General features: G+C 45.8%; 10 protein-coding genes. 7 read left to right on the top strand and 3 right to left on the bottom strand.

The genetic code is table 11. The features are described from left to right. Positions 1-152: 152 nt before the first annotated feature. Positions 153-431 (bottom strand): 50S ribosomal protein L25, encoded by a 279-nt coding sequence (rplY, locus tag ACVA58_RS04620; protein ID WP_255042728.1) that lies wholly within the window; start codon positions 429-431, stop codon positions 153-155. Positions 432-793: 362 nt separating this feature from the next. Here rplY and ACVA58_RS04615 point away from each other — a divergent pair, with 362 nt between their 5' ends. Then, positions 794-2,941: a TonB-dependent hemoglobin/transferrin/lactoferrin family receptor gene (locus ACVA58_RS04615; RefSeq protein WP_446509260.1), complete on the top strand. Its 2,148-nt coding sequence runs from the start codon at positions 794-796 to the stop codon at positions 2,939-2,941. Between the two features lie 76 nt (positions 2,942-3,017). On the opposite strand, the gene ACVA58_RS04610 is transcribed toward ACVA58_RS04615, so the two are convergent. Together ACVA58_RS04610 and ACVA58_RS04605 are read right to left on the bottom strand one after the other, a co-directional pair. Next, entirely contained in the window at positions 3,018-4,763 is a 1,746-nt protein-coding gene (locus tag ACVA58_RS04610; protein ID WP_446509259.1) for a DEAD/DEAH box helicase, read from the bottom strand. 114 nt (positions 4,764-4,877) lie between these two features. After that, positions 4,878-5,372: a GNAT family N-acetyltransferase gene (locus ACVA58_RS04605; protein ID WP_446509258.1), complete on the bottom strand. Its 495-nt coding sequence runs from the start codon at positions 5,370-5,372 to the stop codon at positions 4,878-4,880. A 299-nt stretch (positions 5,373-5,671) separates the two neighbouring features. Between ACVA58_RS04605 and rsuA the strand changes: the two genes are divergently transcribed. The 6 genes from rsuA (at position 5,672) to ACVA58_RS04575 (ending at position 11,579) form a co-directional block, all read left to right on the top strand. After that, entirely contained in the window at positions 5,672-6,367 is a 696-nt protein-coding gene (gene rsuA, locus ACVA58_RS04600; RefSeq protein ID WP_446509257.1) for a 16S rRNA pseudouridine(516) synthase RsuA, read from the top strand. Positions 6,368-6,561: 194 nt separating this feature from the next. Continuing rightward, on the top strand, positions 6,562-7,752 hold the full coding sequence (locus ACVA58_RS04595; protein WP_446509256.1) for a Bcr/CflA family multidrug efflux MFS transporter: 1,191 nt from the start codon (positions 6,562-6,564) through the stop codon (positions 7,750-7,752). A 9-nt stretch (positions 7,753-7,761) separates the two neighbouring features. Next, on the top strand, positions 7,762-8,412 hold the full coding sequence (locus tag ACVA58_RS04590) for a DUF2913 family protein (protein ID WP_446509255.1): 651 nt from the start codon (positions 7,762-7,764) through the stop codon (positions 8,410-8,412). Positions 8,413-8,616: 204 nt separating this feature from the next. After that, positions 8,617-9,837, top strand: coding sequence for an extracellular solute-binding protein (locus tag ACVA58_RS04585; protein ID WP_446509254.1), 1,221 nt, complete (start codon positions 8,617-8,619; stop codon positions 9,835-9,837). A 63-nt stretch (positions 9,838-9,900) separates the two neighbouring features. Next, positions 9,901-10,770, top strand: coding sequence for a carbohydrate ABC transporter permease (locus tag ACVA58_RS04580; RefSeq protein WP_446509253.1), 870 nt, complete (start codon positions 9,901-9,903; stop codon positions 10,768-10,770). Further along, positions 10,767-11,579, top strand: coding sequence for a carbohydrate ABC transporter permease (locus ACVA58_RS04575; RefSeq protein WP_446509252.1), 813 nt, complete (start codon positions 10,767-10,769; stop codon positions 11,577-11,579). Before ACVA58_RS04580 ends, ACVA58_RS04575 begins: the two co-directional genes overlap by 4 nt. Positions 11,580-11,584: the final 5 nt, after the last annotated feature.

The raw sequence follows: 11,584 nt of genomic DNA, 5'->3' as shown, positions 1-11,584 counted from the left end.
GGGGCATGAATAATTAGCAATGCAGTGTAGCCGTGTTTGATATCAATCTAGGTTGATATTATCGGCTATTGCTGTCGAACTTGGCTTAGATGTGACAGATACAAAAAAAGCGCCCTAGGGCGCTTTTATTATTGAGTATGAATCAACGGCTATTAAGCGCGTTTGAAGTCCATGTGCTCAACTTTTGGCTTGTACGCGTGACGCTGGATGTCTTGAGGCTTAACAGCAACTTCTTGACCATCGATCACTAGAACTAGACCTTCGTAGAACTCAGGCTTGTCCATTTGGTTGATCACTTCGTCGTGGTTCAACTCGATAGATACTGGAGCTGCTTCGCCACCGTAAACGATTGCTGGGAATTTACCTGCGTGACGTAGGCGGCGGCTCGCACCTTTACCTAGGTCAGTACGTACTACTGCTTCAAATTTCATATTAAATACTCTTTAAATTAAATTCACTGAGTAATGCGACCTTACTCAATGTCGTAAAAACGAGCGCGAATATTAGCAGCGATACTGTAATGCAGCAAGGAAAAAAGCGTTCCATTTATTCAATGACTTAAAAATTAAGCGATTAGCACGAAAAGACAATTGCTCGACGGTAAACCACGCACTGATTATACCTAATCGCCTGAAGCAAAGAAGTTTCTCGTGATTAGATGATATTTGAGAGCTAAGCCAAAAAAGAAAACAAAAAATAGAAAATACGCATGATAATGATAGTAATTCTCGTTTGTGTTTGTAATAATCCTTGCCAGTTTCATTACCAACTAAAATATCAATAAGCAGGGAATATGAGTTACAAGCTTACTTTTTTGGCAAGTTCAGTGGTTCTTGCGCTTTCACCGGCTCTACACGCACAAGAAGAGTTTTCAGTTTTTGATGAAGTGGTTGTTTCGGGCACCCGTTCAGAGCAAAGCATCAAAAACATTCCATCATCAGTATCTAAGGTTTCATCAGAAGATATCGAGCAGAACCTAGCAACGGATGTTAAGCAAGCGCTGAAATATGAGCCGGGTGTACAGGTAAATGGCCAAGGCCGTTTTGGCATGGAAGACATTACCGTTCGTGGTATGAGTGGTAGCCGAGTAAAAGTGCTGGTGGATGGGGTAGAGCAACCTGCCTCTTACAACCCGGGCGCTGATGTGATGCGTAAAAATGCCAACACGTTTGAAGTTGATACGTTAACCGCAATTGAAGTGAATAAAGGGCCAACATCAACACTTTACGGTAGTGATGCACTTGGTGGCACTGTACTGATGCGAACCAAGAACCCTGAGGATTTATTAGAGGCGGGTGACGATACCCATGTCGGTTTAAAAACGGGTTATGCCAGCGCAAGTGATGAATATAAAGCAACGGTAGAGGTGGCCAACCGCACTGGCGATCTTGAAACCATGCTGATTTACACTTATCGCGATGGTAATGAAACTGAAACCCACGGTGACGGGGCTAACATTACAGGTCCTGAACGTGGTGCCGCAGATCCACTGAGCTACGAATCGCATAATGTCTTGGGTAAGATTTTTTACCAAATTAACTCGGAACATCGTGTTGGCTTAACCGGTGAGTTTTATACTCGCGATCAGAAGGTGAGCACATTGAGCCGTGAAGGTTACGACGGTGGCGGTGGCTTTATGCCTGGTTTTGTCTATACCAATGTCAAAGGTGATGATAAGGATGATCGTTTACGACTTGGCTTTGAACATGAATGGTTGGCCGGAATTGCTGCTTTTGACTCGTTAGAGTGGAAGCTTAACTGGTCTAAGAGTGAAACAGAGCATAATAACTTTGATCATACAGATACCTATGGAAACCGTAACCGCGCCCGCTCAGGGACCGATGAAAGTTTACAGCTTAATGTTCAAATGCAAAAAGAGCTGCAATTGGCAACAAGTCGCCATGAGTTCACCTACGGTATTGATGCATCAGACGCGTCGTTTGAGCTGGATTACACGGATTATTTCTTAGATACAGGAACCAGTAATCCAGGTGCAGCAGAAGTCCCTAAGTCTGACGAGGAGAAGTGGGCTGTATTCGTGCAAGACCAGATCTTCTTGATGGATGAGAAGTTGGTGGTGACTGCAGGCCTTCGCTATGACGATTACAAGGCGAAACCGGACTCATCTTCCGGACTAGAGGAGCATAGCAGCGATGCGTTGACATCACGACTAGGTGCTGTTTATCACTGGAATAATAATTTCAGTACTTACGCCCAGTACAGTGAAGGCTTCCGTTCACCAACAATTTATGAGCTTTATTACGATAAAGATAATGCTGCACATGGTTATAAGATTGTGTCTAACCCAAATCTGAAACCGGAAGAGAGTCAGTCTTATGAGATTGGCCTGCGTGCAAACAATCGTCTTGGCGCACTTGAGCTAGCAGCATTTTACAACGACTACGACAACTTCATTAAGTCCAAGACTGAGGAAGTTAACGGTATCGATGTAACGACCAATGAGAATATCGATAAAGCGCGTATTTATGGCGCCGAGTTCAAAGGTAGTCTTTGGTTAGATGAAGCCTTTGGCGCGCCAATGGGAACCTATGCTCGCTTGTCGATGGCTTACTTGGATGGTGAAGATAAAGAAACGGGTGACACACTTGATACAATTGCACCGTTTACGACTGTTGTCGGTGTTGGTTACGATGCACCTTCAGAAAACTGGGGTAGTGCATTGACTGTTACTGCTGTAGCAGCAAAAGATGACTGGGAAGAGGCTGACAACCTAGAAGCACCTAGCTATACCGTTGTTGACTTGACCGGTTACTATCGCCCAACCCAGGATCTGACGTTACGTGCTGGCCTATTCAATGCGTTTGACGAGAAGTATTGGCAGTATCAAGACCTAGAAGGCTCTACCGCATCGACCGAAGGTATCGCTCGCCGTACACAACCAGGCCGTAACTGGGGTGTGAATCTAGATTACAGCTTCTAATTCAATGCCTATTTAGAAAAAAACCGCACACAGTTTTTGCTGTTGTGCGGTTTTTTATGGAAGCAATGAAAGTGGTTTACGCTTTTTGATATTGGTCAAGGTCAAATAGCTTGTCGCGGATCGCCCAGAAACGACCGCTCTTGCGGGCAATAACAATTTCTGGCGGACGGAAACGGTGCTCGTTATTGGCTACTTTGGTCGGCGCTGTATCGGTAAAGGGACGATGGCGATCAGCTAGGTGCGGATTGACGAACTTCTTCATGAAGTTGTCTTTTTGCCCTTTGGTGGATAGTTGCCAGGTTTCACTGATCTCTGCACCTTCATCACCAATATAAATAACTTTGAGCTGGGGTTTGCCATACTTATTTTTACCTGGCTCAAGGCGGAGATCGTGGCAGTTCATGATCATCGCATCTTTGAGCTTTAGGGCATCACGAAGTTTCTTGTCAGGATCGACCATCACCGCATCACAGACATTGCAACGCCTTGCTGCAATATCATTATCGGCGCCACACTCTTCGCAGTATTTAGCGCGGAAACGATAACCGCATTCTTCACGCTCGCCGGTATCGTCGTCTTCGAAATAGCCTTGACAGCGGCGACCATAATGCTCGATCAGAAAACCAGCAGGATCGAGCTTGCCCCAGAAGCTGTTTTTGAAACCACAAGCAGGGCAGGGAACCATAATAACTTCACTGTCGCTATTCGGTTTGGGATCGCCGACCTCTGGTTGGTAAAGGTCATAACAGTTACCTGCATACTCAAGTACCAAGCAATCTTGTTTGCCTTCGAACAGACGTAGCCCACGGCCAACGATTTGTTGGTACAAGCTAATAGATTCTGTCGGGCGTAATATCGCGATAAGATCGACGTGTGGGGCATCGAAGCCAGTTGTTAATACTGAAACATTGACCAAATATTTGATTTCACGTTTCTTGAACTGCTCGATGATACGATCCCGTTCATCTAACGGGGTATCACCAATGACCAACGCTGCGTTTTCACCCTCGAGATAACCCATGATCTCTTTGGCGTGGTTGACGGTAGAGGCAAAAATCATCACTCCTCGACGGTCCTTAGCGTAGTCAATCACCTGACCGATGATCATTGGGGTTGCGCGACCAGATTGTTCAATCACACTGTCGAGTTCAGCTTCTTTATAACGGCCATTATTGCCGGGTTTTAGCTGGGAGAAGTCATAGCCCATTACGGCCATATCCATCATTTTGGGTTCGGTCAGGAAGCCCTCGTCAAGTAGGTAGCGGATTGGCAATTCAAAAATGCAGTCCCTGAAGAAACGATCTCCCTCGGTACGGACCTGACCACGGGTGTGGTATTTGTAAATCCACCCCATACCTAAGCGATAAGGTGTCGCGGTTAAACCAAGGATCTTAATGCCGGGGTTGATTTTTTGTACGTGTGAAATAACCCGGCGATAGGCACTGTTCTCGTCATCGGGCACACGATGGCATTCATCAATGACCAACAATGAAAATTCATTGGCAAATTGGTCAAGGCTGTTGGCCATTGATTGCACAGAGGCAAAGACGACTTGGCGATCGGTTTCTTTTCTTCCTAGTCCTGCTGAGAAGATAGAGGCTTTGAGATCATAACTTTCATATTTGCTATGGTTTTGTTCGACCAGCTCTTTGACATGGGTAAGCACCAGTACACGTCCTCGGGCAATACGTGCAAGTTCAGCCACGACTAAGCTTTTACCTGCCCCTGTAGGCAGGGCAAGTACGGCCGGTGAGGTGTTCTTTCTAAAGTAATGGATGGTCGCATTGACACTGTCTTGTTGGTATGGGCGGAGCGTATACATAAATGGTGAAAAGCCCGGAAGTGGAAAATACTGTGTAAGTGTACAGGTAGGGCGATAGAATGAAAACACCCACGGGTAAACTGCCCGCGGGTGTTGATGTATTCAGGTAATAGATTAAGAGGCGATGTGTAGTGGCATTTCTTCTGCGGTGATTATTTTGGTCATCATGCAGAACTGGCGACGGGGTACAAATTCATGTTTTTCATAGAATTTACGTGCGCCTTTGTTGCCGATATTGACTTCAAGAGAAAGGGCGTTAACCCCAGCAGAAGCAGCATGCGCTTCGATTTGCGGAAGTAAAATCGTCCCGATCCCTTGCTGGCGCCATTCAGGTTTAAGGTAAAACTGATCGATCAAGCCGACTCGTCCACCATGCTCCAAGCTGAAGCTATAGCTAATAATAATATGGCCTGCAATGAGCCTTTCGCCATCATTGTCCACTTCAATAAACCAAGCTTGGCCGAGCTCGGGATTGGTGATCAGGTGTTGGATAGCCTGTTGAGTTTGCTCTTTCTTTTTTGGTAGTACTTCATATTCAAACAGTTCTTCAACCAGTGTAAGCAGCATGTCCATAGATGAAATACTTGGCGCAACAAGTGAAATATTCATATCGTAACCTTCACAGTTAGTCGGTATAACCAATGCGTAGATGATACTTGTTATACGTAACTATTGCCTGAATACGTCTATTGATTCTTAAAGATACATCGAAAAATGTTCGAGACTTTGAGGTTAGTTACGTTCTGAGATTTTGCACTGAACTTTTGGGATAAAGTCGTTTCACAAAGCAGGATACTTTGTGGTTTCGTTGTTCAGATGCTTCTATTTTAGCCCATTAAAGCTGAGGATAATGCCTAATACCGTTAGAATTGCTATGATACGCGCTTTTGTACCATCTGGAGCCAATAATGAGGCTTGATAAGTTCCTTAGTACCACTCTTGGAATTACCCGTAAAGAGGCTGGTAAGCTTTTAAAAAACAAACAAATTGAAGTGAACGGTGATGTTGTAAAAAACGGTTCTCAAAAAGTGACCGATGATTGCGACGTTCAGTTTGATGGCCGCTCTTTGCGTTTTGATGGTCCACGGTATTTCATGCTCAACAAACCATCTGGTTTTGTTTGTTCTCATGTGGATGATTTCAATCCTACTGTTTTTGTCTTGCTCGATGTAGTGAGTCCGGAAAAACTACACGTTGCTGGTCGCCTTGATGGCGATACAACAGGCTTGGTGTTATTAACAGATGATGGTCAGTGGTCACACCGTATCACGTCACCTCGTCATGTATGCGAAAAGGTATACTACGTGGAAACGGCAGATCCAATTCCAGAAGAAACGATCAAGCAGTTTGCCGAAGGTGTGCAATTGCGCAGTGAAAAAGATCTTACTCGCCCTGCGAAGCTAGAAATCTTAGATGAAAAAGCAGCGCTGATTACAATTTCAGAAGGTAAATATCACCAGGTGAAGCGTATGTTCGCCGCTGTCGGTAACAAGGTTGAAGCCTTGCACCGTGAGCAGATCGGAAGTGTGGAGCTGGATGAAGATCTTGAACCAGGTGAATACCGTGCTTTGACGGCTGAAGAAGTGGCTTCTTTCAGCAAGTAACGACATGTTTACTTGAATAATTGTAGAGGGATTATGCCAGTGATCCCTCTACATTTTATACATCTCTCCACCTTTATTTATTCCTTCAATATTACATGGTAGAAACGCACTATTTCCCAGAAGGAAAGAGTGTATTCAGCCAATTCATCGTACAATATGAGTCTTTGACTTTATTCCTGCACAACTGAGAACACATGACTGCGACAGACAGCCAAAAACTAAGTATTCAACTAATAATTATTTTAGGGGCAATTGGTGCGCTGACACCGCTGGCCATTGATATGTATCTTCCGGCGATGCCAACCATTGCCAAAGATTTGATGGTTAATCCCGGGTTGGTACAAGCGACGTTGACGGCATATACCGCAGGTTTTGCCGTCGGCCAGTTGGTACATGGCCCGCTGGCAGATAGCTACGGCCGTAAGCCTATTCTAATTATCGGTGTTATTCTTTTTGCCATCGCTGCTGTTTTCTGTGCTGTTTCCGGAGATATCATTGAACTGACGTGGATTCGTGCGGCGCAAGGTTTTGCCGGTGCGGCTGCGGCAGTGATTATCCAAGCCTTAGTGCGGGATATGTTCGAGCGTGAAGACTTTGCCCGAATGATGTCGTTTATTACCTTGGTAATGACGGTTGCGCCTTTGATTGCACCAATGCTAGGTGGTTATCTGGCTGTGTGGTTTGGTTGGCGCTCGATTTTTTGGGTGTTGGCACTCTTTGCCATTATTATCTGTTTGGCAGTAACGACCAAGATCCCAGAGACGCTGCCCAAGGAGAAACGCTTGCCGTTTCATCTTGGTTCGACCCTACGTAACTATGCAAAAATGCTCACAACGCCAGTGGCTGTCGGCCTCGTGTTTTGTAGCGGCTTCTCGTTTGCCGGTATGTTTACCTTCCTAACTGTTGGTTCGTTTATCTACATTGATATTTACCACGTAAGTACACAGTACTTTGGCCTGTTATTTGGTCTGAATGTGGTGTGTTTGATCTTGATGACCAGTATCAATGGCCGTTTGGTGAAAAAGTTAGGATCACATTGGATGCTACGTTTTGGTCTGACTGTACAGTTAATCGCCGGTCTTGGCTTGGTTTGTGGCCAGCTGCTTGGCTTGGGCTTGTGGGGGGTAGTGATCCCTGTCATGCTATTTGTCGGAACCATCTCAACTATCGGCAGTAACACCATGGCATGTCTGCTTGCCCGCTATCCTCATATGGCGGGTACGGCGTCGTCACTGGCAGGAACATTGCGTTTTGGAACCGGTACCGTCGTTGGCGGGCTGGTCGCTTTAATGCATAACAATACGCCGTGGCCGATGGCGCTGACTATGGCGGCCTGTGCTGTGCTTTCAGCTTTGTTTTATTGGTTCCTTTCACGAGAGGCATAAAGGTTATCAATGGCTACGTTTTATCAAGAAATATATAAGGTTGTTTCACAGGGGTTGCAAGAGCTAGTTGATTCTCAGCAAGCTGGGAAGACACCGAAAAACCCGGTGAGTGAGACTCTGTATCTCAATGCTTGGGTGACCAAGGTCATCAAGCAGCAGCGTTATGATCATGTTGTTGCCAAGACGTTGGTTGCTTGGCAAAAGCAGGCGCGCAGTATGGGTAAAAATGCTCAACTGAAAAGCCAGTTTGAACAGATCAAAGCTTGCTACGAAGGGATCCCTCATGAAGGTGAGACCGCCAACACGCTGAGCGATGCTCAACTGACAGCATTGTATGAGCAGTTGGAGGAACAAGACTGGCTGGTTACGACAGAACATGAAGTAAACCGAAAAGTCACCCACCATACTGATGGCCAGGCTTCACTTGTTGTTTGCTCGGCACAGCATGCTGCTGCTTTTGATGAAGCGGGTGAGATGGTAAAACCGTTGTCTTTGTTTGTACGTGGTGATGTCCGTGTGTTGATTGACTTGGCTTACACGCAAGGTTTATTGCTATATAAAGTGACAGACTATAAGTCAATTGTGAAATACCACGGTGAATACAAGCTGTTCCCGCGTAATGCTGGTACACATTTGCCAGAGCTACCAACGCAAAAGTAAACGACTACTTTTAATGAAGAACGGGAACCTTATCGGTTCCCGTTTTTGTATCTGTCTACTGGATAAAAACCTTCACTTTTGCTTCATGTAAGTGACATGTTCAATCGTTAACTTTGTTCACAGATTGTTTGCACGCGCGTGCAAGCTTAATGAAAAGCATCTACTCATGCCGTTTAGTTGAAAAGAGAACAAGGAGCACATTCCATGTTGCAACGTACATTATTGGCGACAGCCATCATCGGAGCATCGTTTACTACTATTGCCGGGGAACTCGTTATCGCAGGACGCGATAGTAGCTACGGTCAAGCCATGCAGTACATTGTCGATGAATATAAAAAGGACAACCCTGACGCGAAGGTGACGCTGGTACAACGCCCGAGTAATGGGCTGTATGAAAGTGTTGTTTTGTCTATGCGTGAAAAGACAGGTAACTACGATGTTATCTTGATGGATGATACTTGGGCGCCAGAGTTTATGACTAACAACTGGTTGGCACCATTATCAGATGCTGTGGCCGATAAAGACTTTGTTCAAGCCCCTTTTGACATTGGCCGTTATCCAGATGCTTCTGGTGATATCTATGCGATGCCAATGGTCGGTAATGTGGCGATGTTTGCGTGGAACCGAGCGACATTTGAATCTCACGATTTGGCCGAACCTAAGTCGTGGTCTGATGTGCTTCAAGCGGCAGCCAAAATTGATGAAGCTTCTGATACTAATGGTGTGGTATTCCGTGGCGTAAAGGGTAACCCGATAGTGACTGGTTTCCTGCCAATTTTGTGGGGCTATGGTGCTGATGTGGTTGATGCTGATGGAAAGGCAACCTTGAACACCCCTGAGGCTAAGCAAGCACTCGAAGCCTTCTTAGCTATGAAGCAATATGCCCCGCGTGGTGTCGATGTTTATAACGCCGATGAAGTCCGTGATTCCCTGCAGAAGGGGACCGCGGCTATGGCGATTGAAGTCTGGCCGGCATGGGTACCAAACCTTGATAACCCAGAAATGTCTGACGTTGTGGGCGACATGGAAATCATGGCTCCGCCTGCAGAGGTTGGTGCGCCATCCCCTATGTTGGGCATTTGGCAGTTGGCCGTACCGGCTGACTCAAAACACCAGAATGAAGCGGAAGCTTTCCTCCAGTTTGCAACCAGTCCTGCAATCCAGAAATCCTTGGCGCTTGATTTTGGTATGCCACCAACGCGTGAAAGTGTTTATCTGGATGATGATGTCGTTGAACAGTACCGCTGGTACCCGCAACAAGCGAAAGCTTTGACCACAGGTAAAGCACGCCCTCGTATTCAAAACTGGGCCGAAGTAGAAAGTGTGCTGGGAGACTTTTTGCAGATGGCGATGATGGGGCAAATGACCGCAGAGCAGGCATTGAATCAAGCTCAGCGCCGTATCGACCGCATCATTAAAGTGTAATTGTTCGCCTATTTTTCGCTGCCTTGGGTAGATGCCTGAGACAGCGAGTCTTTGGATTTCACTATGTTATTTGAGAACCGTAAACAGTTAGGACTGTTACTAGCACCGGCCTTGGTTATTTTGGGACTGTTGACTGTATATCCCATTTTGAATGTGATTTATAACGCTTTCGGAGAGGTGGATTACGCAAACCAAACTTATCAATTTGTTGGTTTGGCAAACTTTACCGAGTTGCTGAAAGATTTTTTCTTTATATCCGCTATCAAGAATACCTTTATTTTTACCTTGGTCGCTTCCACAGCTCAGGTTTTGTTAGGGCTTTACTTGGCGTTGTTGTTTCAGCGGCAGTTCCCAGGGCGCAAGTTTGCTTTGCCCATTATCATTTACCCGATGATGTTATCCACTTTGGTCTGCTCGTCAATTTGGCGCTCATGGTATCACTATGATTTTGGCCTTCTTAATAGCGCTCTTGTGGCCATCGGGCTACCCGCTCAGGAATGGTTGTTTAATCCCGATTTAGCCTTGTTTGCTATCGCCTTGGTTGATACTTGGCAATGGACGCCAATGGCGTTCTTGATCATCTTGGCTGGCTTGCAGTCGATTCCCAAAGATATTGGGGAAGCGGCAATGGTTGATGGTGCAAAGGGGTGGCGTAGTTTTGTTTATATCACCTTCCCCTTAGTGCAAAAGCAGTTGATGTTAGCACTATTACTTCGCTCTATTGATACCTTCAAGTTATTCGACAAAGTCTATGTGATGACAGGGGGCGGCCCGGGAAATGCCACCGAGACTTTATCTATGTTCGTCTACAAATATGGATTTAGATTCTTCAATCTTGGTATGGCCAGCGCTGCTGCGTTAGTTATGTTAGCTATCTCCATGGTGATGACCCTATTTTACGCCCGAAAAGCATTGCAAGGAGGGAAGGCATGAGTCGATATATTCATACAACATTAGTTTGGCTGGCAGTCGGGTTATTTTTATTACCTATTATCTGGATGTTTGGCACCGCGTTTAAACCCCCTGGTGAAATTTTGCGGTCAGGTGCATCCTTGCTGCCATCCCAGATAAGCTTCGATGCTTTCCGCACGCTTTGGTCGGGCGATGTGCAAACCTTAATTGGTAATACGGTATTGATCTCACTGTCGGCGACGATGGTGTCTGTCATTGTCGCTTTCTTTGCTGCTTATGCGTTGGTGCGTTACCAGTTTCCCGCCAAGCTGGACAATGTTTTCTTGCTACTCGTGTTGATCATCAAAATGATGCCACCGATTGTAGTTGCTATTCCCTTGTATTCACTGATGAATCAACTTGGGCTGCTTAATAGTAAATTAGGCCTAGTATTAGCGTATCAGGTTTATACCTTACCGTTTTGTATTTGGATGTTGTTGGGCTTTATACGTGATATTCCCCTTGAAATTGAAGAGGCAGGGGCAATGGATGGGGCCCACTTATTTAATCGTCTGGCATATATTGTGTTTCCGCTGTGTGCTCCGGGGCTGGTTGCGACAGCGATATTTGCCATGATCCTTGGCTGGAACGAGTTTTTATTTTCGCTGTTGTTCATCCACACGCCGGATAAATTTACCATTCCGCTGTTCATTTCCAACTTCATGACCGAAGACGGTACCGCGTGGGGCGAACTGATGACGGTAGGGATTCTTTCTTCGTTGCCAATGTTGGCACTGGCTGGCTATATGCAACGTTACTTGTTGCGTGGCTTTTCGATGGGTTTGAAATAAAGAGA

The organism is Photobacterium sp. DNB22_13_2, assembly GCF_052873915.1.
Note: the sequence above shows the minus strand (reverse complement) of the source record. Positions and strands in the feature narration are given on the sequence as shown.

Excerpts from the sequence above, each read along its gene's own strand:
- rplY (WP_255042728.1), bottom strand. The coding sequence starts at position 431 with ATGAAATTTGAAGCAGTAGTACGTACTGACCTAGGTAAAGGTGCGAGC.
- ACVA58_RS04615 (WP_446509260.1), top strand. The coding sequence starts at position 794 with ATGAGTTACAAGCTTACTTTTTTGGCAAGTTCAGTGGTTCTTGCGCTT.
- ACVA58_RS04610 (WP_446509259.1), bottom strand. The coding sequence starts at position 4,763 with ATGTATACGCTCCGCCCATACCAACAAGACAGTGTCAATGCGACCATC.
- ACVA58_RS04605 (WP_446509258.1), bottom strand. The coding sequence starts at position 5,372 with ATGAATATTTCACTTGTTGCGCCAAGTATTTCATCTATGGACATGCTG.
- rsuA (WP_446509257.1), top strand. The coding sequence starts at position 5,672 with ATGAGGCTTGATAAGTTCCTTAGTACCACTCTTGGAATTACCCGTAAA.
- ACVA58_RS04595 (WP_446509256.1), top strand. The coding sequence starts at position 6,562 with ATGACTGCGACAGACAGCCAAAAACTAAGTATTCAACTAATAATTATT.
- ACVA58_RS04590 (WP_446509255.1), top strand. The coding sequence starts at position 7,762 with ATGGCTACGTTTTATCAAGAAATATATAAGGTTGTTTCACAGGGGTTG.
- ACVA58_RS04585 (WP_446509254.1), top strand. The coding sequence starts at position 8,617 with ATGTTGCAACGTACATTATTGGCGACAGCCATCATCGGAGCATCGTTT.
- ACVA58_RS04580 (WP_446509253.1), top strand. The coding sequence starts at position 9,901 with ATGTTATTTGAGAACCGTAAACAGTTAGGACTGTTACTAGCACCGGCC.
- ACVA58_RS04575 (WP_446509252.1), top strand. The coding sequence starts at position 10,767 with ATGAGTCGATATATTCATACAACATTAGTTTGGCTGGCAGTCGGGTTA.